A 24,509-nucleotide genomic window follows, 5' to 3' on the forward strand; every position below is an offset into this window, starting at 1 on the left:
CATACTGTGTTCCGGCTCAGCGCGAGGCGAGATCCATGATGCGCACCTGGTCGGCGTCCTTGCGCTCGACGATGCCGGTCATGCGGCCTTCATGCATGACCATCACGCGGTCGCTCATGCCGAGCACCTCCGGCATCTCCGACGAGATCATCAGCACTGCGACGCCCTTGCCGGCGAGCGCGCTCACGAGGCGGTGGATCTCGGCCTTCGCGCCGACGTCGATGCCGCGCGTCGGCTCGTCGAGGATCAGGATGCGCGGGCGGGTCAGCAGCCAGCGGCCGATCAGCACCTTCTGCTGGTTGCCGCCCGACAGGTTCTGGATTTCCTCGTGCAGCCCGGGCGCCTTCACCCGCAGCATGCGGCTCATGTCCTCGCAGTCGCGCCTGAGCTGCGCGCGCTGCACGAAGTTGAACTTCACGTAGCGGTTGTGCAGCACCGCCGCTTCCATGTTCGCGAGCAGGTCGAGATTCAGGAAGCAGCCGGTATCCTTGCGGTCCTCGGTCAGGAACGCCATGCCGTGCCGCAGCGCCTGCGCGGGCGAAGCGATCCGCACCGGCTTGCCGTCGATGCGGATCTCGCCGGAAGTCGCCGGCACGACGCCGAACAATGCCTCCGCGACGTTCGAGCGCCCCGAGCCGACGAGGCCCGCGACGCCGAGAATCTCGCCCGCGCGCAGCTCGAAGCTCACGTCGCGGAACACGCCGTCGACGGCGAGATCCTTCACCGACAGCACGACGTCGCCGATCGGCACCTCCTCCTTCGGGAACATCTGCGTGATCTCGCGCCCGACCATCATGCGGATGATGTCGTCGCGCGTGACCTCGGTCGACGCATGCGTGCCGATGTACTTGCCGTCGCGGAACACCGAGAACTCGTCGGCGATCTCGAACAGCTCGTTCATCTTGTGCGTGATGTAGACGATGCCCTTGCCCTGCTCGCGCAGTTGCCGAATGATGCGGAACAGGTGGACGACTTCCTTGTCGGTCAGCGCGGAGGTCGGCTCGTCCATGATCAGCACGTCGGAGTCGAACGACACGGCCTTCGCGATCTCGACCATCTGGCGGCTCGCGACCGTCAGCGTGCGCACCTCGGCGTCCGGGTCGACGTCGATCGACAGGCGCTCGAACAGCGCGGCCGTCTGCCGGCGCAGCGCCGCGTGGTCGATCAGGCCGAAGCGGTTCTTCGGTTCGCGGCGGATCCAGATGTTCTCCGCGACCGTCATGTACGGCATCAGGTTGAGTTCCTGGTGGATCATCGCGATGCCGCGATCGAGCGCGTCGAGCGGGCCGTTCAGCACGACCGGCTCGCCCTTCAGGCGGATCTCGCCCTTGTCCGGCGTATAGACGCCGGCGATGATTTTCATCAGCGTCGACTTGCCCGCGCCGTTCTCGCCCATCAGCGCATGAACGGTGCCGCGACGCACGCGAAACTGCACGCCGTCGAGCGCGACGACGCCGGGAAACGATTTGCCCACGCCGCGGACTTCCAGCAGGCAGTCGGGATCGGACGGGGCAGACGTGGCGAACGATGGGAGCGGCGCGTCCGGGCTGGACGACGGCCGATCCCGCTTGGCTGTGAACATGGACGTTCCTCAGGGTGCGCCCGCGGGCCGGTCGGCCGGCCCGCGCGGCTTCGGCGGACTGCCGCTCAGTGCTTGACGTACTTGCTCATGTTGTCGGGCGTGACGAGCTCGAACGGCACGTTCACGTAGCGGTCCACGCCCTGCTTCTTCGCGAGCTTGAGCGCCGCCGCGACCGACTGCTGGCCCTGCCCCGCCGCGTTCTGGAACACCGACACCTTCAGCTCGCCGCTCTTCATCGACGCGAGGCCGTCGGGCGTCGCATCGATGCCCGCGACGACGGTCTTCGGCGTCCACTTGCGCGCCGCCTTCAGCGCGTTGATCGCGCCGATCGCCATTTCGTCGTTGTTGGACACGATCGCGTCGAACTTCACGCCGGAGCTCAGCCAGTTCATCGTGATGTCCTGGCCCTGCGTGCGGCTCCACTTGCCCTCGCGCTTGTCGACGATCTTCATGCCCGCGCACTCCTTGGTCGCGAGCACCTCCTCGATGTCCTTCGTGCGCGCGCGCGCCGACTCGTTGGACAGCTCGCCCATCAGCACCAGGATGTCGCCCTTGCCGCCAAGCAGCTTGCACACCTGGCGCGCCTGCAGCGTGCCCGACAGCTTCTCGTCGGACGCGACCACCGCGACGCCGGCCGGCAGCTTGTCGAAATCGACCGGCTTGCGGTTCACGTAGACGAGCGGGATCTTCGCTTCGGTGACCATCTTCGTGATCTTCGGCGTCGCGTCGGTGTCCACCGGGTTCACGATGATCGCGTCGACCTTCTGCGCGATCATGTTCTGCACCTGGCTGAGCTGCTTGCCGACGTCGTTGCCGGCATCCTCGACCTGGGTGCCCACGCCGTCCTTCTTCGCCGCGTCGACGATGCCGTTGCGCAGGATGGTCAGGAACGTGTCGTCGAACGACGCCATGGTCACGCCGATCTTCTCGGCATGCGCGAGCGGCATGGCGAGGATCGCGGCGGCGGCGGCAGCCATCAGCTTGGTTTTCATGATCAATCTGTCTCCTCATCTCTGGGATGGAAAACGGTGCGCGATGCACCGCGAGGCCGGTTCCGATACGGACCGAAGCTTCAGGACGAAACTGTAGAGCACTCCGACTACTTTTTGGAAATTTATTTCTACGTGATTTCACCTAGGGAACTGGATTTCCAAAAACACTAGACTTCGTCCGTAGCCTCGAATTCCCGGCAGGCGGATGGCCGTCGCACGGCGCGCAAGCGTCCGGCGCGGCAATCCGCCCGCCCCGCCCTCAATCCGCCGGCAAGGCGCCACGCCGGCCGCGAGCATGACGACTGATATGAGCCCGTTGAACTTTCCGAGTGATCGCCCCGTCGACCTGGCCTGCCTCGGCCGGGTGGCCGTGGACCTTTATGCGCAGCAGTACGGCAGCCGTCTCGAGGACGCGCGCAGCTTCCAGATGTACCTGGGCGGCTCGTCGGGCAACGTGGCGTTCGGCGTCGCGCGCCTGGGGCTGAAGACCGCGATGATCTCGCGCGTCGGCGACGAGCAGATGGGCCGCTTCCTGCGCGAGACGCTCGAGCGCGAAGGCTGCGACACGAGCCAGCTGCAGACCGACCCCGAGCGCCTGACCGCGCTGGTGCTGCTCGGGCTGAAGGATCGCGACACCTTCCCGCTGCTGTTCGTGCGCGAGAACTGCGCGGACATGGCCGTGCGCGCCGACGAGATCCGCGAGGATTTCATCGCCGGCTGCCGCGCGCTGGCGATCACCGGCACCCACCTGTCGACGCCCGGCACGCGCGAGGCGTCGCTCACCGCGCTCGGCTACGCGCGCCGCCACGGCGTCGTGCGCATCCTCGACATCGACTACCGCCCGGTGCTGTGGGGCCTGACCGGGCGCGGCGCCGGCGAGAACCGCTACGTCGCCGACGAGCAGGTGTCGCGGCAGCTGCAGCAGGTGCTCGGCGAGTTCGACCTGCTGGTCGGCACCGAGGAGGAATTCCTGATCGCCGGCGGCGTGCCGCACGACCTGATCGCGTCGCTGCGCGCGGTGCGCCGGGCCAGCGGCGCGGTGCTGGTGGTCAAGCGCGGCGCGCTCGGCTGCTGCGTGATCGAGGGCGGCATCCCCGAGCGCATCGACGATGCGCCGACCTATGCAGGCGAGCGCGTCGAGGTGCTGAACGTGCTCGGCGCCGGCGACGCGTTCCTGTCCGGGCTGCTGTCGGGGCTGCTGCGCGGCCGGGGCTGGGCCGAGTCGACCCGCATCGCGAACGCGTGCGGCGCGATCGTCGTGTCGCGCCACGCGTGCTCGGCCGCGATGCCGACGCCCGCCGAGCTGGATCACTGGTTCGACGGCAGCCGCAACCCCGTCGTCGACGCGGATCGCGAGCTCGCGCACCTGCATCGCGTGACGGTCGCGCGCCGCGACTGGAACGACCTGTGCGTGATGGCGTTCGACCATCGCAGCCAGTTCTACGAGCTGTCGGTGCAGGCCGGCGCCGACGAGGCGCGGATCAAGACGCTCAAGCGGCTGCTGGTGCGCGCCGCCGAGCAGGTCGAGCGCGATCGCGGCATCGAGGGCCATGTCGGCGTGCTGATCGACGGCGGCGCGTACGGCAGCGACGCGCTCGCGTCCGCGACCGGGCGCGGATGGTGGGTCGGGCGGCCCGTCGAGCTGCCGGGCTCGCGGCCGCTGCGCTTCGACGACACGCGCTCGGTCGGCTCCACGCTCACCCACTGGCCGACCGAACAGGTGGTCAAGTGCCTCGTCCACTATCACCCGGACGATCCGGTCGACCTGCGCGTCGCGCAGGAGCAGCGCGTGCTCGAACTGTGGGAAGCGACCCGCGCGAGCGGCAACGAGCTGCTGCTGGAAATCATTCCGCCGCGCGCGGTCACGCCGCCCGGCACCGAGGACGACGCGGTGCTGCGCACGGTCGCGCGCTTCTACAACCTCGGCGTGCGGCCCGAATGGTGGAAGCTCGCGCCGATGAGCGCCGACGGCTGGACACGGCTCGCGGCGCTGGTCGCCGAGCGCGACCGGCATTGCCGCGGCGCGGTGATCCTCGGGCTGAACCAGCCGCTGCAATACCTGGTCGACAGCTTCCGCTTCGCGACCAACCCGATCGTGAAGGGCTTCATGGTGGGCCGCACGCTGTGGGCGGACGCATCGCTGAAATGGCTCGCCGGCGAGCTCGATGACCAGGCGTTCATCGACGAGGTGGCCGGCAATTTCGCGCAGCTGGTCGACGCATGGCTGGCGCGCCGCGCGCTCGCTCAGCCCGCGGCCTGAGCCCCCGCGCCGGCACGCCGGCACGATTAACGAGAACGAACGACAGACGATGACGACAACCGTGAGACTGACCGTCAGCCAGGCGCTGGTGCGCTATCTGGCCGCGCTGCGGGCCGAAGTGATCCAGCCCGACGGCCGCACCGAGATCCTGCCGTATTGCGGCGGGGTGTTCGCGATCTTCGGGCACGGCAACGTGGCCGGGCTCGGCGAGGCGCTGCACGCCGAGCGGGACCGGCTGCCGACCTACCGCGCGCACAACGAGCAAGGGATGGCGAACGCGGCGGTCGCGTTCGCGAAAACGCACTTCCGCCAGCGGATGATGGCCGTGACCTCGAGCATCGGCCCCGGCGCGACCAACATGCTGACCTCGGCGGCGCTCGCGCACGTCGCGCGGCTGCCGCTGCTGCTGCTGCCGGGCGACGTGTTCGTGTCGCGCCAGCCCGACCCCGTGCTGCAGCAGGTCGAGAGCTTCGAGCAGGGCGACGTCAGCGCGAACGACTGCTTCCGCCCGGTGACCCGCTACTTCGACCGGATCACGTCGCCCGAGCAGCTGCTGGTGGCGCTGCCGCGCGCGATCCAGGTGCTGACCGACCCGGCGCAATGCGGGCCCGTGTGCCTCGCGCTGCCGCAGGACGTGCAGACCTTCGCATACGACTGGCCGGAAGATTTCTTCGCGCCGCCGCTGATCCGGATGCGCCGCCAGCCGGCCGACGCCGTCGAGCTGGCCGACGCGATCGACCTGCTGAAATCCGCGAAGAAGCCGCTGATCGTCGCCGGCGGCGGCGTGCTCTACAGCCAGGCGTGGGATGCGCTGCGCGCGTTTGCCGACGCGCATGGCGTGCCGGTCGCCGAATCGCAGGCCGGCAAGGGCAGCCTCGCGTGGGACCACCCGCTGAACCTCGGCGCGATCGGCGTGACGGGCTCGCCCGCCGCGAACCGCGCGGCCGCGCAATGCGACGTGGTGCTGGCGGTCGGCACGCGGCTGCAGGACTTCACGACCGGCTCGCACGCGCTGTTCGGCCATGCGCAGCTGCTGAGCCTGAACGTGCAGCCGTTCGATGCGGGCAAGAAGCGCGGCCGGCAGCTCGTCGCGGACGCCCGCACCGGGCTCGGCCAGGTGTCCGCCGCGCTGGCCGGCTGGCAGGCCGACCCGGCGTGGACGGCCGGCTGCCGCGACCAGGCCGCCGCGTGGGTCGCGCGCGTGACCGAGCTGACCGCAAACGTGCCGCAGGACACGCTGCCGTACGACGCCGAGGTCATCGGCGCGGTGCGCGAATCGGCCGCCGACGCGGGCCGCGACAGCGCGCGCGACGATCTCGTCGTGTGCGCGGCCGGCACGCTGCCGGCCGAGCTGCACAAGCTGTGGCGCAGCGGCGTGCCGGGCAACTACCACATGGACTACGCGTATTCGTGCATGGGCTACGAGGTCGCGGGCGGCCTCGGCGCGAAGCTCGCGCGGCCGGAGCGCGAAGTGATCGTGATCGTCGGCGACGGCTCGTACATGATGCTCAACGCCGAGCTCGCAACGTCTGTGATGCTCGGCCGCAAGATCATCGTCGTGATCCTCGACAACCGCGGCTACGGCTGCATCGAGCGGCTGCAGCTCAAGTGCGGCGGCGCGAGCTTCAACAACATGCTCGACGACTGCGTGCCGGAAGGCGGCGCGCGCTCGACGATCGATTTCGCGATGCATGCGCGCGCGCTCGGCGCCGACGCCGTGCACGTGCGCGACGTCGCCGAACTGCGCCGCGAGATGCGCCGCGCGCGCGCGGCCACGATCAGCCAGGTGCTCGTGATCGACACGACCCATCACCGCACGACCGACGACGGCGGCGCATGGTGGGAGGTCGCGGTGCCGCAGGTATCGGCCCGCCCCGACGTCGAGCGCGCGCACCGCGCGTATCTCGACGCGAAGACCCGACAGCGGCGCTGACGCGCAGCCTCCGCGCGCCTCGCGCGCCCTCACCCGAACACCCAAGGAAGCCCCCCATGAGCTGGAACGTACGCATCGGCATCAATCCCCTGTCGTGGATGAACGACGACCTGCCGTCGCTCGGCGGCGAGACGCCGCTCGAAACGGCGCTGAAGGAAGGCGCGGAGATCGGCTATGCCGGCTTCGAGCTCGGCAACAAGTTTCCGAAGACGGGCCCCGCGCTGAAGGCGAAGCTGGCCGAATACGGCCTCGTGTGCGTGTCCGGCTGGTACTCGGGCTTTCTCGCCGAAGTGCCGCCCGGCATGAGCGACGCCGACGCGGTGGCCGCCGAGATCGAGCGCTGCCACGCGCACCTCGCCAAGCTGCAGTACAACGACGTGAAAGTGGTGGTCTACGGCGAGTGCGCGGGCACGATCCAGGGCAACATCGACACGCCGGTCGCGAAGCGGCCGCGCTTCGTCGACGACGCCGCATGGCGGCGCTACGCCGAGCGGCTGAACGCGTTCGGCGCGCACCTCGTCGCGACCTACGGCATCAAGCTCGCGTACCACCACCACATGGGCGCGTACGTCGAATCGCCCGACGACGTCGACCGCCTGATGGCGCTCACCGATCCGGCGAAGGTGTTCCTGCTGTTCGACACCGGGCATGCGTACTTCGGCGGCGCGGCGGACCCGGTCGCGCTGCTGAAGAAGCACGTGGCGCGCGTCGTCCACGTGCATTGCAAGGACGTGCGCGCACAGGTGGTCACGCAGGCGCGCAACGACGGCTGGAGCTTCCTGAACGGCGTGATCAACGGCACCTTCACCGTGCCGGGCGACGGCGCGCTCGACTACGAAGCGACGCTGCGCACGCTGCGCGACGCCGGCTACGAAGGCTGGCTGGTGGTCGAGGCCGAGCAGGATCCCGCCGTCGCGCCAAGCTACCAGTACGCGAAGAAGGGCTACGACACGCTGCGCGCGATCGTCGACCGGCTGAGCGCCTGAGCCCCCTGTCACCGATTTGCGGAGCCGCTTCCATGACGATCTCTCCCCTGCTGGTCAAGGCATCGCCCGACCGGGAAATCTGCAACGTCACGCCTGAATCGGCCGGCTGGAAACACGTCGGCTTTCGCGTGCTGCGCCTGAAGGCCGGCGAGCGCGAGACCGTCGACACCGGCACGCGCGAGCTGTGCGTGGTCGTGCTGACCGGCACGGTGCGCGCGGAAACCGGCGGCGCGACCTACGACGGCCTCGGCAAGCGCGACAGCGTGTTCGAGGACGTGTCGCCGGACGCGCTGTACGTGCCGGGCGGCCACACCGTAACCGTCACCGCGACGCGCGACGCCGAAATCGCGCTGTGCACCGCGCCGTACGTGAGCGGCGACAAGGCGGTGCAGCGGCTCGACGGCGAGCGCATGCGGCGGATGGTGCGCGGCAAGGGCACCAACACGCGCTACGTGTGCGACATCCTGATGGGCGACAACCCTGCGGCCGACCGGCTGCTCGTGGTCGAGGTGATCACGCCGGCCAGCCATTCGAGCAGCTATCCGCCGCACAAGCACGACCGCGACGCGGCGCCGGAGGAAACCGTGCTCGAGGAAACCTACTATCACCGGATCGACCCGCCGCAGGGTTTCGCGTTCCAGCGCGTGTACACCGACGACCGCAGCCTCGACGAGGCGTGCGTGGTCGAGAACCACGACGTCGTAATGGTGCCGCGCGGCTATCACCCGGTGGTCGCGCCGCACGGCTACAACCTGTACTACCTGAACGTGATGGCCGGGCCGAGCCGCGCATGGGCGTTCAAGAACGACCCGGCGCACGAGTGGATGCTCGAGCCGCCGGCGGGCGGCTGAGCCCGCGCGGCCGGCGGCGCATGGCGCGCACGGCGGCCGGCGGGCGGGCAGACGCGACATGCCGCGACAGGAGGCGACGATGAGGCCATTCTTCCGCATCGAGGACGAGACATTCGAGCAGCAGGCGTCAAGCACGATGCTGCCGAGCTTCAACGCCGACGCCGCGCGCCGGCTCGGCGACATCGCCGTCAACCTTGCATCGCGCCGCGGGCTGCCGATCGCGGTGAGCGTGGTGTCCGCACGCGGGCCGCTGTTTTATTGCGCGCTCGACGGCAGCGGCGCGGAGGATTGCGAAGCGATCCGCCGCCGGCAGAACACGGTGTTGCGGTTCGGCAAGAGCTCGCTCGAAGTCGGCGCGAGCTTCGCGCGTTCGGGCCGCTCGCTGCAAACCGAGGGGCTGTCCGGCGACGACTATGCGCTCGACGGCGGCGGCGTGCCGCTGTGCGTCGCGCATGCCGGGCTCGTCGGCGCGATGACGATCGCGGGGCTCGATTCGGTCCGCAACCACGCGCTCGCCGTCGAGAGCCTGCGCTGGTACGTCGGCGCGGCCGGCATGCTGCGGATCGCGTAGCCGTCGCCGGTCGGCGCCTTCACCTGGCGTGCTGCGCGCCGGCTCGACGGCGGGCCGGCCCGCCTTTCGCTCAGTGCAGGCCGCCGCTCGCCACGATACGCTCGCCGGTCAGCCAGCGCGCATCGTCCGACGCGAGAAACACCGCGATCGAGGCGATGTCGTCCGGTTGCCCGAGGCGGCCCAGCGGCGTCTGGGCGCGCACCTGCGTTTCGAGGTCGGAGCCGATGATCCCCGCGCTGTGCGTGCCTTCGGTCACCACCATGCCCGGATTGATCGCGTTCACGCGAATCTTGCGCGGGCCGAGTTCGAGCGAGAGCACGCCGGTGATGGCGTCCACGGCGCCCTTCGTGCCGCTGTACACCGCGCTGGCCGGCGGCGTGATGCTGGTCACCACCGAGCTGATGTTGATGATGCTCGCGCCTTCGCCGAGGTGCTTCACGGCCGCCTGTGTCGTCAACAGCAGGCCCAGCACGTTCGTGTCGAACTGCTTGCGGAAATGTTCCTCGGTGATCGCTTCGATCGGCGCGAATTCGTACACGCCGGAATTGTTGACGAGGATGTCGAGACGGCCATAGGTCTCGATCGCCGTGTCGATGATGCGCTGCGCGTCGGCCGCCTTCGTCACGTCGCCGCCGACGGCGATCGCCTTGCCGTCGGCCGCCGTGATCGCGCTCACGACCGCATCGGCGCCGGCCTTGCTGCTCGCATAGTTGACGACGACCGACGCCCCTTCGGCGGCGAGCGCCTTGGCAATCGCGGCGCCGATGCCCTTGGAGCCGCCCGTCACGATCGCTACCTTGCCCGAAAGCTTGCTCATGATTTCTATCCTCAGTCTGATGTCTTACCCATGGTCGGACCGGCTGTCGATGCGAAGCAGGCAACCGGCGATGGTGCAAATCTAGGCGCTTCGTCGGCGGCGATAAAGCAGCTTGCGACGAATTGAGTTGCGGGACCGGCCGAACAATCGAGGAAGAAGCGCATCCGGTGCCCGACCCCGACGCGGCGACGGCCGGAAACACGCGATAGTGGCACCAGCGGCACGAGGCGGTGAAGAATACGCCCGCCGCCGTCACCCCGCGCTCAGCCACGTATCGGCGACCTCCCCGCCGATCCCGTCGAGCGCGCCGTCGTACACGATCCTGCCCCGCCCCATCACCGCGACCCGCCCGGTCAGCCGCGGCGCGAGCTGCAGCCGCTGCTCGATCAGCACGATCGCGACGCCGTCCGCCTGCAGCGCCGCGAGACACGCGCCGACCTCGTCGACCGCGAGCGGCGCGAGCCCTTCCGCGGGCTCGTCGACGATCAGCATGCGCGGCTTGCCCGCCAGCGCGCGCACCAGCGCGAGCACCTGCTGCTCGCCGCCCGACAGCCGCCCCGCCTTCACGTCCGCACGCGCGGCAAGCATCGGGAAGCGCGCGAACAGTCCGTCGAGCGCCGCGCCGGCCCGCGCGCCGCCCGCATCGCGCAGGCCGAGACGCAGGTTGTCGCGCACGCTCAGCAGCGCAAACACGTCGCGGCTCTCGGCCACGTACGCGACGCCGCGCCGCGCGATCTCGAAGGTGCGCGCGCCCGCGCATTCGACGCCCGCGATCCGCACCGAGCCAGCCGTGCGCACGAGCCCCATCACCGCCTTCGCGAGCGTCGAGCGCCCCGCGCCGTTGCGGCCGATCAGCGCGAGCGTTTCGCCCGGCGCGAGCGCGAGCTCGACCCCGTCGAGCACGGGCTGCATCCCGTACCACGCGCGCAGGCCGCGGATCTCGAGCAGCGCGCTCATGCGCAGCCCTCGCCGAGATAGGCCGCGCGCACCGCCGGATCGGCGCGGATCGCCTCCGGCGCGCCGGTCGCGATCACCGCGCCGCGCACGAGCACCGTGATCCGCTCCGCGAAGCCGAACACCGCATCCATGTCGTGCTCGATCATCAGCACCGTGCGGCCCTGCGTGGTCGTGCGGATCAGCTCGACCATCCGCGCGGCCTGCGCGCGGCTCATGCCGGCGGTCGGCTCGTCGAGCAGCAGCGTGCGCGCGCCGCTCGCGAGCGCGATGCCGAGATCGAGCGCGCGCTGCTCCGCGTAGCCGAGCGCGGCGGCCGGCGTGTCGCGGTACGCGTCGAGGCCGACCTCGCGCAGCACCTGCGCGGCCGCGCGGTCGACCGACGCGGATTCGCGCAGCCGGTTCCACCAGCGCCGCCGCTCCGCTGGCGCATGCAGCGCCGCGCAGCGCAGGTTGTCGAAGACGGTAAGGCGCGCGAACGCGCTCGTCTGCTGGAAGCTGCGGCCGACGCCGAGCCGGCTCGCGGCAACGGGCCCGCGCCCGCGCAGGTCGACGCCATGCAGCACGACGCGCCCGCGCGCCGGCCGCACGGCGCCCGCGATCACGTTGAACAGCGTCGACTTGCCCGCGCCGTTCGGCCCGATCAGCGCATGGCGCTCGCCGGCCGCGACGCACAGCTCGACGCCGTCGAGCACCGTCTGCGCGCCGAAGCGCTGCGTGATGCCGTGCAAGGCGACTGCGTTGCCGTTCATCGCGGGTCTCCATGCGCGTCGCGCGCGAGCGCGCGCCGGCCGCGCCACAGCAGCGCGCCGAGGCCCGCCAGCGCCAGCGCCGCCGCCCAGCCGAGCGGCGCACCGCCGTCGACGCGCACGATGCCGAAGAACGTGGCCGATGCGCCGTCGTCCTGCGCGAAGCGCCACGCATAACCGAGTTCCGCCGCGCAGACGACGGCGACGCACCAGCACAGGCTCGCGGCGCAGCCGAACAGCGTGCGCCGCCGCACGGCCGCCGGCGCGCCGGGCCGCAGCGCATGCGCGATGTCGGCCGCGAGGCCCGCGAGCCCGCGCGGCGCGGCCACCACGACGACGACGAACAGCAGGCCCAGATACAGCGCCCACGCGCGCGACACGCCCGCGACCGCGACGCTCAGCGCCGTCAGCACGGCCGCGCCCGCCGCCGGCCCGAAGAACGAGCCGGTGCCGCCGATCACCGCCGCGATCAGCACGGTCGCCGAGCGGGCCATCGCGACGCTGTCGGGCGTCGCGAGCTCGACGTCGATCAGCGTGAGCGTGCCGGCCACGCCCGCGAAGAACGACGCGCACGCGACCATCGCGAGCCGCACGCGGCGCGGATCGGTGCCGAGCGCGGCGACCCGCGCCGGGTTGTCGCGCACCGCGTTCGCGAGACGCGCGAACGGCGTGCGCGTCAGCGCGCGCATCGCGAACGCGCTGCCCACGCACCAGGCGGCAATTACCGCATACGCATGCGCCGGCGCGCCGAACTGCCAGCCGAACCACGGCGTGCCGGCCGCGCGGTCGATCGGCACGCCGCCAACGCCGCCGAACCATCCTGGCACGCTCCACGCGGCGGCCGCGACGCATTCGCCGAGGCCGAGCGTGATCATCGCGAACGCGGTGCCCGCGCGGCGCGTCGCGAGCAGGCCGAACAGCAGGCCGAACGCGGCTCCCGCCATGCCGCCGACGAGCGGCAGCAGCGGCAGCGGCCCGCCGAAGCGATTGAACCAGTGCGCGGCCGCGAACGCGCCGAGGCCCGCGAACGCCGCATGGCCGAACGACAGCAGGCCGGTCGTGCCGAGCTGCAGGTTGTACGACAGCGCGAGCACGACGAGCGCGGCGGTCTGCGCGAGATAGCCGAGCATCGCGCCGTGCGGCCACAGCCACGCGGGCAGCACGAGACAGCCGGCGAACAGCGCCCAGCGCAGCCCGTCCGGATGCGCGCGGCTACGCATCGGCGCGCTCGCCGAACAGCCCGCGCGGGCGCGCGACCAGCACCGCGACGAGCAGCAGGTACGGCACGAGCGGCGCGAGTTGCGCGATCGTCACCGTGGCCATGCTGTCGGGCAGCAGCACGCCCGCCCACTGCGCGAGCGCGCGCAGCGACGTGTCGCTCGCGGCCGCGAAGGTCTGCGCGAACCCGACCGCGAGCGACGCGACGAACGCGCCGCCGAGCGAGCCCAGCCCGCCGATCACCACGACCGCGAACACGATCGAGCCGACCGTCTCGGCGAGCGCGGGCTCGATCACCGCGAGCGGCGCGCCGATCACGCCGGCCAGCGCCGCGAGCGCGGTGCCTGCGCCGAACAGGCCCGTCATCAGGCGCGGCACGTCGTAGCCGAGCGCTTCGACCGCGGTGCGATGCGTCAGCGCCGCGCGCACGACGAGCCCGATGCGCGACGCACGCAAGAGCACCGCGAGCGCGGCCAGCATCGCCGTCGACATCGCCATCATGAACAGCCGGTAGCGCGGCAGCGCGACGCCGAACACCGTCACCGGCGCGCCGTCGAACAGCGGCGGCACCGGCGCGGGCAGCGGCGCAAGGCCCCAGGCGAGCTTCGCGCCCTCGCCGATCAGGTACGCGAGCCCGAAAGTCAGCAGCAGCTCGCTCGTGTGGCCGCGCGCCTGCACGCGGCGCAGCAGCCAGCGTTCGCAGCCCGCGCCTATCAGGCCGACCGCGAGCGGCGCGAGCACGAGCGCCGGCCAGAAGCCCGCGCGCGCGGCGATGCTGTAGCCGACATACGCGCCGAGCATGTAGAAGCTCGCATGCGCGAAGTTGAGCACGCCCTGCACGCTGAAGATCAGCGTGAGGCCCGCCGACAGCATGAACAGCAGCAAACCGTAGCTGAGGCCGTTGAAGGCCTGGATCGCGAACGCCTGCACCGCGCGTGCCGTCAGGCGGCGAGCGGGTCGAGCGCCGCACGCAGCGCATCGGGCAGCGGCACGGGCCGGCGCGTGTCGCGGTCGACGTACACGTGCACGAAATGGCCCTGCGCGGCGGGCGCCGCGTCGCCTTGCGCGAACAGCCCGATCTCGTAGCGCACGCTCGACGTGCCGAGCCTCGCGACGCGCAGCCCCGCATCGACCGACTGCGGAAACACGAGCGGCGCAAAGTAGTTGCACTGTGTCTCGACGACGAGCCCGATCGTCCGCGCATGCTCGATGTCGAGCACGCCGGCGCGGATCAGGTATTCGTTCACGACCGTGTCGAAGTAGCTGTAGTAGACGACGTTGTTCACGTGCCCGTAGACGTCGTTGTCCATCCAGCGGGTCGTGATCGGCAGGAAGTGACGGTAGGCGTCGCGGGAACGCGGCTGCGGCTTGTCGGACATGGCGGCGGTGCTCAGGACGATGAAGAGGAAACGCGGCGGCCGTGCGGCGCGGCGCGACGGCGGGCGGGCCGGCCCGTCACTGCCCCGGCCGGTCGACGAACTGGAAATCGAGGCCGCGCGCGCGCATCCAGTCGGCGAGCGCGACGCCCGTGCCGGCGCGCCACGGGCGCAGCAGCGGCGGATCGACGAGCTTGTATTCGAGCAGTTCCGGCGACAGCGCGACCGTGCCCGACGCGCGTACGTGGTACGCGATGATCAGCTCGTTCTTGCGAATGAATTCGTACACGCCGACCAGCGTGACCTGCTCGGCCTTCAGCGCCGTTTCCTCGAACACCTCGCGCGCGATGCCGTCCTCGGGCGTCTCGCCGTTCTCGAGGAAGCCGGTGATCAGCGCGAACATCCCTTCGGGCCAGGCCGCATTGCGCGCGAGCAGGATCTTGCCGTCGAGTTCGACGATCGCGGCGACGACGGGCAGCGGGTTGTTCCAGTGCACGTAGCCGCAGCCGTCGTCGGGGCAGGCCAGGCGAACGCGGCCGCCTTCGTGTTCGGGGTCGGCGCGCTCGGTCAGCGGGCGCGCGCAGCGCGGGCAGAAGCGGTAGTCGGCGGTGGTCATCGAGAAGAATAAGGCGGGCGGGACGGCCGCCCGCAGGTGGCCCGCGCGCCCGCTCGGCGCGGGAAAGGCCTCATTCTAGCGAGTTTGCCCGCCGCGCAGCGGGTCCGGCCCTGCGCACGACGTCATGGCGCAGCGCATCCCGTCAGCTGGCGCGCACCGCCCGCCCCGGCCAGCGCGCCTGCATCACGAACCCTGCGGCGCCGACCGCGAGCGACGCCGCCGCGACCCACAGCGCCGGCACGAAGGACCCCGCATGCGCGACCAACGGCGCCGCGACGAGCGGCCCGGCGATCTGCCCGATCCCGTACGACGCGGTCGCGTAACCCATCAGCCCCGCCGCGCGCTCGCCGTGCAGCCGCCGCGCCTCGCGCATCGCGAACAGCGTGATCGCGGTGAACGGCAGGCCGAGCAGCGCGCTGCCGAGCGCAAGCCCCGGCGCGCTCGGCCACACGATCCCGAGCGCGATCCCGGCCGCCTGCAGCGCGCAGCCGGCGGCCAGCAGCAGGCGATTGTCCCAGTGCGACGGCAGCCGCGCGGCCGCGAGCGCGCCGACGATCAGCGCGGCGCCGAACATCGGCCAGAACAGGTCGGGCCACGGCGAGCCGGCCGGCAGCGCGGCGCGCGCGATCACCGGCAGGAACGTCGCCGTGATGATGTAGCCGAAGCCCGGCGCCCCGTACAGCACGACGAGCCACGCCGCGTCCGCGCGATGGCCGTGCGTGGCGGCTGCCGGCCGGGCGACGGCCGCGGCATACGGCGCGGCGCCGGACGACGGCCCGCCCGCCGTCGACGTCACGGCAAACGTGCGCCAGATCACGGCCGACAGCACGGCCGACAACGCCGCGAAGCCCAGCCAGCCCGGCGCCGCCGGATGGCCGGCCAGCGCGCTGCCGATCAGCCCCGTCAGCACGATGCCGACGCCGGGCCCCGTATAGATCACCCCGCTCCATTGCGGCGCATGGAGCTCGGCAAGCCGACGCAACCCCCATTGCGACACGAATACGAACGTCCACGCGCTGACGACGCCGGCGACGAAGCGCACCGCAAGCCACACCGGCAGCAGATGGCCGACGCCCATCGCGGCGGTGAGCAGCACGGTCGCCGCGAGCCCGAAGCGGACCATCCGCGCGGGCGCGACGCGCAACGCCGCGCAACTGACCGCGCCGACGAAGTAACCCGCGTAGTTCGCCGACGCGAGCCAGCTGCCGGCCTTCAGGCCGATCGAGCCGTCGGCGAGCATCAGCGGCAACAGCGGCGTGAACGCGAAGCGGCCGACGCCGAGCGCGACCGCAAGCCCGATCATGCAGGCGAGCGCGGCGGTGCGGGCGCGACGGCCGGCGTCGCGTGCCGGGCGCACGTGCGCGGCGGCGAACAGGGTTTCGGAATGCGGGTCGGAACGTGACATGGCGGCTGCGCGACGGTCGAGACGGAGACTGGAATGCTTCGATCCTAGCTTGACCAAGCGTTCTCGAAAAATGAATAATCAAGAATCCATTCATCACCTGGAGAGAATCATGGATCTGGCGGCACTGGCGATTTTCCGGGCCGTCGTCCGCGAGAACGGCGTGACGCGCGCGGCGGCGAAACTCAATCGCGTGCAGTCGAACGTCACGACGCGGATCAAGCAGCTCGAGGAAGAATTGGGCGCGGCGCTGTTCGTGCGCGACGGCCGGCGGCTCGTGCTGACGCCGGCCGGCGAGACGCTGCTGCCGTATGCGGAGCGCCTGCTCGCGCTCGCCGACGAGGCGCGCCACGCGGTGCGCGAGGACCGGCCGCGCGGCCGGCTGCGGCTCGGCACGATGGAGAGCACGGCCGCGAGCCGGCTGCCCGCCGTGCTCGCCCGCTATCACCATGCGTGGCCCGACGTGTCGCTCGAACTCGTGACGGGCACGACGGGCTGGCTGATCGAGAAGGTGCGCGAATTCGAGGTCGACGCGGCGCTGTTCGCACGCCCGCCCACGCCGGACGCGCTGCCCGACACGCTCGACACGGTGCCCGTGTTCCGCGAAGACCTGCTGCTGCTGACCCCGCGCGGCCATCCGCCCGTACGCACGCCGCGCGACGTGATCCTGCCGACGCTGGTCGCGTTCGAGCGCGGCTGCTCGTACCGCAAATACGCCGAGCAATGGTATGCGGCGCACGGGACGAAGCCGGCCCGCGTGCTCGAGCTCGGCTCGTACCATGCGATCGTCGCGTGCGTCGCGGCCGGTGCGGGCGTCGCGGTCGCGCCGCGTTCGGTGCTCGATCTGCAGCCCGAGACCGGCAACGTCGCCGCGCATGCGATTCCCGAACTCGCGGGCATCGACACGCTGCTCGCGTGGCGGCGAGGCTATGCGTCGGCGGCGCTCGCCGCGCTGCGCGACGCGCTCGAGGAGGCGGCGCGGCCGGCCGGCGCGACCGGCGCGCGGGTGGCGCTGCCGGCCTGAGGCGACCGGGAACCGCCCGTCGCCCTGCCCGCTCGCCGTAAACGCAAGACGGCCCGACCGGCGAATGCCGATCGGGCCGTCTCGTGCGATCCCGTCAAAGGCAGCGCGCCGCCCGCTCGGGCGCCGCGCCGCTCATGACGCTCACAGCCGCTCTTCCACCCAGCCCTTGACGCCCGCGAGCGCCGCCGGCAGGTTCGCCGGCTCGGTGCCGCCCGCCTGCGCCATGTCCGGACGGCCGCCGCCCTTGCCGCCCACCTGCTGCGCGACGAAGTTCACGAGTTCGCCGGCCTTGACCTTCTTGCTCGCGTCCGCCGTGACGCCCGCGATCAGGCTGACCTTGCCGCCTTCGACCGCCGCCAGCACGATCGCCGCGCTCTTCAGCTTGTCCTTCAGCTTGTCGACCGTTTCGCGCAGCGTCTTCGCGTCCGCGCCGTCGAGCGTCGCGGCCAGCACGTGCACGCCGGCGATCTCGACCGCCTGCTGCGCGAGCTCGTCGCCCTGGCTCGACGCGAGCTTCGATTTCAGCGCCGCCAGTTCCTTCTCGAGCGACTTCACCTGATCCTGCACCTGCGCGATGCGCTGCGTCAGCTCCGACGGCTGCGCCTTCAGCGCGGCCGCCGCTTCGTTCACGCGCGCATCGAGTTCCTGCACGAAGCGCACCGCGTTGTCGCCGGTGATCGCCTCGACGCGGCGGATGCCGGCCGCGACGCCGCCTTCCACGACGATCTTGAACAGGCCGATGTCGCCGGTGCGATGCACGTGCGTGCCGCCGCACAGTTCGCGCGAGAAACCGAGATCGAGCACGCGCACTTCGTCGCCGTACTTCTCGCCGAACAGCGCCATCGCGCCGCCCTTCACCGCTTCGTCGTACGGCATCACGCGCACGATGCCCGGCGCGTTCGCGAGGATTTCATCGTTGACGATCTGCTCGACGCGGCGGATCTCGTCGTCGGTCAGCGGCGCGTTGTGCGCGAAGTCGAAGCGGGTTTTTTCCGCATCGACGAGCGAACCCTTCTGCTGCACGTGCGCGCCGAGCACTTCGCGCAGCGCCTTGTGCATCAGGTGGGTGGCCGAGTGGTTGCGCTGGGTGCGCGCGCGGCGGTGCGCGTCGATCTCGGCGCGCAGCACGTCGCCCACCTTCAGCGTGCCCTGTTCGAGCGTGCCGTGATGGCCGATCACGTCGGCCTGCACCTTCAGCGTGTCGGCCACCGCGAAGCGCGTCGACGCATTCGCGAGCACGCCCTGGTCGCCGACCTGGCCGCCCGATTCCGCATAGAACGGCGTGTGGTCGAGCACGACGACCGCATCCTGGCCGGCCTTCACTTCATTGACCGACGAACCGTCGACGTACAGCGCGACGACCTTCGCGTCGTCGAACGCGATTTCCTCGTAGCCGTGGAAGGTCGTCTTCGCGCCCGTGTATTCGAGGCCCTGCGCGGCCTTGAACTTGCCGGCCGCGCGTGCCTGCTCGCGCTGGCGCGCCATCGCGTCGTCGAACGCCGGCTCGTCGACCGTCATGCCGCGCTCGCGGCACACGTCGGCCGTGAGATCCAGCGGGAAGCCGTAGGTATCGTGCAGCTTGAACGCGAGTTCGCCGTCGAGCACCTTGCCGCCCTTCGCCTCGACGTCGGCCAGCGCGGCCTCGAGGATCGACATCCCGTGCTCGATCGTCTCGAAGAAGCGCTCTTCTTCCTGGCGCAGCACGTCGGTCACGCGCTGTTCCGCTTCCTTCAGCTCCGGATACGCGACGCCCATCTCGGCGACGAGGTCGGCCACCAGCTTGTGGAAGAACGAACCCTTGCGGCCGAGCTTGTAGCCGTGGCGGATCGCGCGGCGCACGATGCGGCGCAGCACGTAGCCGCGGCCTTCGTTGCCGGGGATCACGCCGTCGACGATCAGGAACGAGCACGCGCGGATGTGATCGGCGATCACCTTCAGCGAGTTGTTGGAGAGGTCGCTGATCCCGGTCACGCGCGCGGCGGCCTTGATCAGGTTCTGGAACAGGTCGATCTCGTAGTTGCTGTGCACGTGCTGCAGCACCGCGGCGAGACGCTCGAGGCCCATGCCGGTATCGACCGACTGCTTCGGCAGGCGCGTCATGTTGCCCTGCGCGTCGCGGTTGAACTGCATGAACACGAGGTTCCAGATCTCGATGTAGCGGTCGCCGTCTTCTTCGGGCGACCCCGGCGGGCCACCCCACACGTCCGGGCCGTGATCGTAGAAGATTTCCGTGCACGGGCCGCACGGGCCCGTGTCGCCCATCGTCCAGAAGTTGTCGGACGCGTAGCGCGCGCCCTTGTTGTCGCCGATGCGGATGATCCGCTCGGTCGGCACGCCGACTTCCTTCGCCCAGATGTCGTACGCCTCGTCGTCTTCCTGGTAGACGGTGACCCACAGCTTTTCCTTCGGCAGCTGGTAGACCGTGGTCAGCAGCTCCCACGCGAACTTGATCGCGTCGTGCTTGAAGTAGTCGCCGAACGAGAAGTTGCCGAGCATCTCGAAGAACGTATGGTGGCGCGCCGTGTAGCCGACGTTCTCGAGGTCGTTGTGCTTGCCGCCCGCGCGCACGCTGCGCTGCGCCGTCGTGGCGCGCGAATACGGGCGCGGGTCCGTGCCGAGAAAGACGTCCTTGAACTGGACCATGCCCGAATTCGTGAACATCAGCGTGGGGTCGTTACCGGGCACGAGGCTCGACGAGCGGACGATCGTGTGGCCCTTCGATTCGAAGAATTTGAGGAATTTCTCGCGGATTTCGGCAGCTTTCATGGCGTGCGGGGAATGTCTGGCTGAGACGGCTTCAAACGCCGGCGCGTCCTCGCGGACGCGCGGCGGCAAAGATCGTAAACGGCTGATTATACGATACAGACCGCCGCCCCAGACGGCCGCCTCGCGCAGGCGGCCCGCTCGCGCGGACGACCGCGCGGGGCCACCGGCGCGGCCGATTCGCCGTAAGATGCTCGGCATGCCACGCGCCTTGCGCGGCAAGGCCAAGCCAAAAAGGAGACGAATCGACGATGGGTGCCCTGAGCCATATCCGCGTGCTGGACTTGACCCGCGTGCTCGCGGGCCCGTGGTGCGCGCAGACGCTTGCCGATTTCGGCGCCGACGTGATCAAGGTCGAGCGCCCCGGCGCCGGCGACGACACGCGCCACTGGGGGCCGCCCTACCTGAAGGACGCGAATGGCGCGGATACCGCCGAGGCCGCTTACTATCTCGCCGCGAACCGCAACAAGCGCTCGGTCACCGTCGACATCGCGACCCCCGAGGGCCAGCAGATCGTGCGCGAGCTCGCCGCGCAGAGCGACGTGGTGCTCGAGAACTACAAGGCCGGGCAGTTGAAGAAGTACGGGCTCGACTACGACGCGCTGCGCGCGGTCAAGCCGGATATCGTCTACTGCTCGGTCACGGGCTTCGGCCAGACCGGCCCGTACGCGCACCGCGCGGGCTACGACTTCATCATCCAGGGCATCGGCGGCTTCATGAGCATCACCGGCGAGCGCGACGGCGAGCCCGGCGGCGGCCCGCAGAAGGCCGGCGTCGCGATCTCCGACCTCGCGACCGGGCTCTATTCGACGATCGCGGTGCTCGCCGCGCTCGCGCACCGCGACCGCACGGGCGAAGGCCAGTACATCGACATGGCGCTGCTCGACGTGCAGGTCGCGCTGCTCGCGAACATGAACACCAACTTCCTCGCGAGCGGCAAGCCGCCGGTGCGCTGGGGCAACGCGCATCCGAACATCGTGCCGTACCAGACGTTCCAGACGAGCGACGGCTGGATCATCGTCGCGGTCGGCAACGACGGCCAGTTCCGCAAGTTCGTCGAGGCCGGCGGCCGCGCCGAGCTTGCCGACGACGAGCGCTTCGCGACCAACCCCGCGCGCGTGCGCCACCGCGAGACGCTGGTGCCGATCATCGCGGAGATGGTGAAGACGCGCGGCAAGCAGGCGTGGATCGACGCGCTCGAGGCGGCCGGCGTGCCGTGCGGGCCGATCAACGACCTCGACGAGGTGTTCGAGAACGAGCAGGTGGTCGCGCGCGGGATGCAGGTCGAGCTGCCTCACCCGTGCGGCGCGAACGTGAAGCTCGTGCGCAATCCGATCCGGATGAGCCGCACGCCGCCCGAGGCGCGCAGCGCGCCGCCGCTGCTCGGCGAGCAAACCGACGACGTGCTGCGCGAGCTGCTCGGCTACGACGACGCGCGGATCGCGGCGCTGAAGGCGAAGCAGGCGATCTGACGACGCGCCGGGTGGTTACCGCCCGGCGTGGCCGCCCGCCATCGCGTCGAGCCACGCGCGCGCGGCGGGCCAGTCGCCGAGCCCGCTGTCCGCGTTGATGTGGCCGCGCGGGCCGATATCGTGGAAATCGCTGCCCCACGCATCCGCGCAGGCGCGCGCGAATGCCGGCGTGCCGTACGGATCGTCGCGGCTCGCGACGACGCGGGTCGGAAACGGCAGCCGCTCGCGCGGCACCGGGCCGAAGCCGTGCGCATCGGCCGGAAACGCGGGCCCGGCCGGATCGGGCAATGCAACGAGCAACGCGCCGCTGACCTTCGCGAGCGCGGCCGGACGCGCATAGCGCGTCGCCCACCACGCGACGGTCAGCGTGCCGAGGCTGTGCGCGGCGAACGTCACCGGGCCGCGCGCCGCGTCGACCGCGCGGTTGAGCGCGAGACACCAGCCGTTGCGGAACGCGCGATCCCAGTCGGGCATCGCGATGCGCACGAAACGCGGGTCGCCGCGTTCCCAGCGGCTTTGCCAGTGCAGCGGGCCGGAGTTGCCGTAGCCCGGCAGCACGAAGATGGAAGGTTGGGTCATGCAGGTTTCCGTCGACGCTTGGATGTGAGTGTGGTCAGTCGACGGAGTGTCGCACATCCGTTCCCTCCCTGATGCCTGTCGATGGTGGAATCGTCGGAAGGATGTGCGATGCGGCGGCTGCCCGCCGCCGGGGTCAGCGCACGCCGGCGCCGACCAGGCCGCCTGCCGCGGCGCCCGCGACCGTGCCGACCGGGCCGCCCGTGATCAGGTAGCCGAGCGCGCCGCCGGCGGCCGCGCCGATGCCGGCATTGCGCTGCGTGTGCGTCATCGCGCACGCGCCGAGTTGCGACAGCGCCGCGACGATTACCGCGGTGCGAACGAGAAAGATGGTCTGCTTCTTCATGATTGTTGGCGTCCTCCCGTCGCGCGGAACGTGCACGACGGCTTTCAAATGAGTGACCCATCATAGAAAGCATCGAATGCCGGCAGCAATCCGATTTACGTCGTGTTACAGCAGACACACCCTCGAGATATTGCATCCGGTGCGATTCCGGCGCGCCGCCGCCGCGCGAGCCGCCCGGGCCGGACCCCGCTCAGGTAGAATTGCAGGATTAAACCGGCGCGGCGCGCGCCGACCAAACCTGACCATTCCGCATGAGCACCGAACGCACCGACGCCCCCGCGGCTTCCAACTTCATCCGCAACATCATCGACGACGACAACCGCACCGGCAAATGGGGCGGCCGCGTCGAGACGCGCTTCCCGCCCGAGCCGAACGGCTATCTGCACATCGGCCACGCGAAGAGCATCTGCCTGAACTTCAGCGTCGCCCGCGACTACGGCGGCGTGTGCCACCTGCGCTTCGACGACACCAACCCGGAAAAGGAAAGCATCGAGTACGTCGATTCGATCGTCGATTCGGTGCGCTGGCTCGGCTTCGACTGGCGCAAGGACGCGGTCGACCACCAGTACTTCGCCAGCGACTACTACGACAAGCTCTATGAATTCGCCGAACTGCTGATCAAGCGCGGCAAGGCGTACGTCGACAGCCAGAGCGCGGAGGAAATGCGCGCGAACCGCGGCTCGCTGACCGAAGGCGGCAAGCCGTCGCCGTTCCGAGACCGTTCGCCCGAGGAAAACCTCGACCTGTTCCGCCGGATGAAGGCCGGCGAGTTCAAGGAAGGCGAGCACGTGCTGCGCGCGAAGATCGACATGGCTTCGCCGAACATGAACATGCGCGACCCGGTGATCTACCGGATCCGCTTCGCGCACCACTACCGCACCGGCGACGCGTGGTGCGTGTATCCGATGTACGACTACACGCACTGCATCTCGGATGCGCTCGAAGGCATCACGCATTCGCTGTGCACGCTCGAGTTCGAGGATCACCGCCCGCTGTACGACTGGGTGCTCAACGAGCTGGCCGACGCCGGCGAGTTCACCCGGCCGCTGCCGCAACAGATCGAATTCTCGCGGCTGAACCTCACCTACGCGATCACCAGCAAGCGCAAGCTGCTGCAGCTCGTCACCGAAGGCCACGTCGACGGCTGGGACGACCCGCGGATGCCGACCATCGTCGGCGTGCGCCGCCGCGGCTTCACGCCGGAGAGTATCCAGCTGTTCTGCGAGCGGATCGGCGTGACCAAGGTCGATTCGTGGATCGACATGAGCGTGTTCGAAGGCGCGCTGCGCGACGACCTCGACGACAAGGCGCCGCGCTCGGTCGCGGTGCTCGACCCGCTGAAGCTCGTGATCGACAACTATCCGGAAGACCTCGAGGAAGCGTGCACGGCGCCCGTGCACCCGCACCACCCCGACCGCGGCGTGCGCACGTTCCCGATCTCGCGCGAGCTGTGGATCGAGCGCGAGGACTTCGTCGAGAATCCGCCGAAGGGCTATTTCCGCCTGTTCCCGGGCAACAAGGTGCGCCTGCGCTACGGCTACGTGATCGAATGCACGGGCTTCGACAAGGATGCGGACGGCAACGTGACGGCCGTGCACTGCAACTACTTCCCGGACAGCAAGTCGGGCACCGAAGGCGCGAACAACTACAAGGTGAAGGGCAACATCCACTGGGTCAGCGCGAAGCACGCGCAGCCGGCCGAAGTGCGGATCTACGATCGCCTGTTCAAGGAGCCGCATCCGGACGCGGGCGGCGCGAACTTCCTCGACGCGCTGAACCCCGATTCGAAGAAGATCACGCACGCGTACGTGGAGCCGGGCGCCGGCGACGTCGCGCCGGAAACCCGCCTGCAGTTCGAGCGTCACGGCTACTTCGTGGCCGACCGCGTCGATTCGAAGCCGGGCAAGCCCGTGTTCAACCGGATCGTCGGGCTGCGCGATAGCTGGGGCAAGCCGGCCTGACGGCGCCTGGCGTGCGATGACAAAAAAACCCGGCTCGAAAGCCGGGTTTTTTCTTTTCCT

At 70.2% G+C, this 24,509-nt stretch carries 21 protein-coding genes; 8 read left to right on the top strand and 13 right to left on the bottom strand.

Going from position 1 to position 24,509, the window contains the following annotated elements:
- Positions 1–16 precede the first annotated feature (16 nt).
- Both ABFO07_RS12050 and ABFO07_RS12055 read right to left on the bottom strand, forming a co-directional pair.
- Entirely contained in the window at positions 17–1,582 is a 1,566-nt protein-coding gene (locus tag ABFO07_RS12050; RefSeq protein WP_060016781.1) for a sugar ABC transporter ATP-binding protein, read from the bottom strand.
- Positions 1,583–1,647: 65 nt separating this feature from the next.
- Complete coding sequence (locus tag ABFO07_RS12055) at positions 1,648–2,574, bottom strand: sugar ABC transporter substrate-binding protein (protein WP_347467314.1); 927 nt, start codon at positions 2,572–2,574, stop codon at positions 1,648–1,650.
- A 307-nt stretch (positions 2,575–2,881) separates the two neighbouring features.
- On the opposite strand from ABFO07_RS12055, the gene ABFO07_RS12060 reads away from it, so the two are divergent.
- The 5 genes from ABFO07_RS12060 to ABFO07_RS12080 all read left to right on the top strand — a co-directional run bounded on the left by ABFO07_RS12060 (position 2,882) and on the right by ABFO07_RS12080 (position 9,175).
- Positions 2,882–4,834 carry a bifunctional 5-dehydro-2-deoxygluconokinase/5-dehydro-2-deoxyphosphogluconate aldolase gene (locus ABFO07_RS12060; protein ID WP_060016785.1) on the top strand — a complete coding sequence of 651 codons (1,953 nt, stop codon included), beginning with the start codon at positions 2,882–2,884 and terminating at the stop codon, positions 4,832–4,834.
- A gap of 49 nt (positions 4,835–4,883) precedes the next feature.
- Entirely contained in the window at positions 4,884–6,767 is a 1,884-nt protein-coding gene (gene iolD, locus ABFO07_RS12065) for a 3D-(3,5/4)-trihydroxycyclohexane-1,2-dione acylhydrolase (decyclizing) (RefSeq protein ID WP_060016786.1), read from the top strand.
- Between the two features lie 56 nt (positions 6,768–6,823).
- Entirely contained in the window at positions 6,824–7,753 is a 930-nt protein-coding gene (iolE, locus tag ABFO07_RS12070) for a myo-inosose-2 dehydratase (protein ID WP_059567094.1), read from the top strand.
- A gap of 32 nt (positions 7,754–7,785) precedes the next feature.
- Positions 7,786–8,604 (top strand): 5-deoxy-glucuronate isomerase, encoded by an 819-nt coding sequence (gene iolB, locus ABFO07_RS12075; protein WP_059961293.1) that lies wholly within the window; start codon positions 7,786–7,788, stop codon positions 8,602–8,604.
- Positions 8,605–8,683: 79 nt separating this feature from the next.
- Entirely contained in the window at positions 8,684–9,175 is a 492-nt protein-coding gene (locus ABFO07_RS12080; protein WP_059567090.1) for a heme-degrading domain-containing protein, read from the top strand.
- A gap of 70 nt (positions 9,176–9,245) precedes the next feature.
- Here ABFO07_RS12080 and ABFO07_RS12085 read toward each other — a convergent pair whose 3' ends face one another.
- The 8 genes from ABFO07_RS12085 to ABFO07_RS12120 form a co-directional block, all read right to left on the bottom strand.
- The gene (locus ABFO07_RS12085; protein WP_059567085.1) at positions 9,246–9,992 is read right to left on the bottom strand and encodes a glucose 1-dehydrogenase; all 747 of its coding nucleotides are present in this window, start codon (positions 9,990–9,992) and stop codon (positions 9,246–9,248) included.
- A gap of 252 nt (positions 9,993–10,244) precedes the next feature.
- Positions 10,245–10,949: an ABC transporter ATP-binding protein gene (locus ABFO07_RS12090; protein ID WP_347467316.1), complete on the bottom strand. Its 705-nt coding sequence runs from the start codon at positions 10,947–10,949 to the stop codon at positions 10,245–10,247.
- Positions 10,946–11,698 carry an ABC transporter ATP-binding protein gene (locus ABFO07_RS12095; protein WP_347467317.1) on the bottom strand — a complete coding sequence of 251 codons (753 nt, stop codon included), beginning with the start codon at positions 11,696–11,698 and terminating at the stop codon, positions 10,946–10,948. Before ABFO07_RS12095 ends, ABFO07_RS12090 begins: the two co-directional genes overlap by 4 nt.
- Positions 11,695–12,915, bottom strand: a complete 1,221-nt coding sequence (locus ABFO07_RS12100; RefSeq protein WP_060161354.1) for a branched-chain amino acid ABC transporter permease — start codon at positions 12,913–12,915, stop codon at positions 11,695–11,697. Before ABFO07_RS12100 ends, ABFO07_RS12095 begins: the two co-directional genes overlap by 4 nt.
- On the bottom strand, positions 12,908–13,843 hold the full coding sequence (locus tag ABFO07_RS12105; protein WP_347467320.1) for a branched-chain amino acid ABC transporter permease: 936 nt from the start codon (positions 13,841–13,843) through the stop codon (positions 12,908–12,910). Before ABFO07_RS12105 ends, ABFO07_RS12100 begins: the two co-directional genes overlap by 8 nt.
- Before the next feature lie 11 nt (positions 13,844–13,854).
- On the bottom strand, positions 13,855–14,292 hold the full coding sequence (locus ABFO07_RS12110) for an acyl-CoA thioesterase (protein ID WP_059567077.1): 438 nt from the start codon (positions 14,290–14,292) through the stop codon (positions 13,855–13,857).
- 76 nt (positions 14,293–14,368) lie between these two features.
- On the bottom strand, positions 14,369–14,905 hold the full coding sequence (locus tag ABFO07_RS12115; RefSeq protein WP_059567075.1) for an NUDIX domain-containing protein: 537 nt from the start codon (positions 14,903–14,905) through the stop codon (positions 14,369–14,371).
- 142 nt (positions 14,906–15,047) lie between these two features.
- Positions 15,048–16,310, bottom strand: coding sequence for a YbfB/YjiJ family MFS transporter (locus tag ABFO07_RS12120; protein WP_347467322.1), 1,263 nt, complete (start codon positions 16,308–16,310; stop codon positions 15,048–15,050).
- A gap of 109 nt (positions 16,311–16,419) precedes the next feature.
- On the opposite strand from ABFO07_RS12120, the gene ABFO07_RS12125 reads away from it, so the two are divergent.
- Positions 16,420–17,331 carry a LysR family transcriptional regulator gene (locus tag ABFO07_RS12125; protein ID WP_060028256.1) on the top strand — a complete coding sequence of 304 codons (912 nt, stop codon included), beginning with the start codon at positions 16,420–16,422 and terminating at the stop codon, positions 17,329–17,331.
- 141 nt (positions 17,332–17,472) lie between these two features.
- Here ABFO07_RS12125 and alaS read toward each other — a convergent pair whose 3' ends face one another.
- The gene (gene alaS / locus ABFO07_RS12130; RefSeq protein ID WP_347467324.1) at positions 17,473–20,097 is read right to left on the bottom strand and encodes an alanine--tRNA ligase; all 2,625 of its coding nucleotides are present in this window, start codon (positions 20,095–20,097) and stop codon (positions 17,473–17,475) included.
- Positions 20,098–20,345: 248 nt separating this feature from the next.
- Between alaS and ABFO07_RS12135 the strand changes: the two genes are divergently transcribed.
- The gene (locus tag ABFO07_RS12135) at positions 20,346–21,566 is read left to right on the top strand and encodes a CaiB/BaiF CoA transferase family protein (RefSeq protein ID WP_059567066.1); all 1,221 of its coding nucleotides are present in this window, start codon (positions 20,346–20,348) and stop codon (positions 21,564–21,566) included.
- A 15-nt stretch (positions 21,567–21,581) separates the two neighbouring features.
- Here the strand turns inward: ABFO07_RS12135 and ABFO07_RS12140 are convergent, their stop codons facing one another.
- Both ABFO07_RS12140 and ABFO07_RS12145 read right to left on the bottom strand, forming a co-directional pair.
- Complete coding sequence (locus ABFO07_RS12140; RefSeq protein ID WP_347467326.1) at positions 21,582–22,145, bottom strand: RBBP9/YdeN family alpha/beta hydrolase; 564 nt, start codon at positions 22,143–22,145, stop codon at positions 21,582–21,584.
- A 133-nt stretch (positions 22,146–22,278) separates the two neighbouring features.
- Positions 22,279–22,488, bottom strand: a complete 210-nt coding sequence (locus tag ABFO07_RS12145) for an ornithine acetyltransferase (RefSeq protein ID WP_059567061.1) — start codon at positions 22,486–22,488, stop codon at positions 22,279–22,281.
- Positions 22,489–22,739: 251 nt separating this feature from the next.
- Between ABFO07_RS12145 and ABFO07_RS12150 the strand changes: the two genes are divergently transcribed.
- The gene (locus ABFO07_RS12150; protein WP_347467328.1) at positions 22,740–24,449 is read left to right on the top strand and encodes a glutamine--tRNA ligase/YqeY domain fusion protein; all 1,710 of its coding nucleotides are present in this window, start codon (positions 22,740–22,742) and stop codon (positions 24,447–24,449) included.
- Positions 24,450–24,509: the final 60 nt, after the last annotated feature.

The sequence above is a fragment of the Burkholderia stagnalis genome (assembly GCF_039848545.1).
Taxonomy (GTDB): Bacteria; Pseudomonadota; Gammaproteobacteria; order Burkholderiales; family Burkholderiaceae; genus Burkholderia; species Burkholderia stagnalis.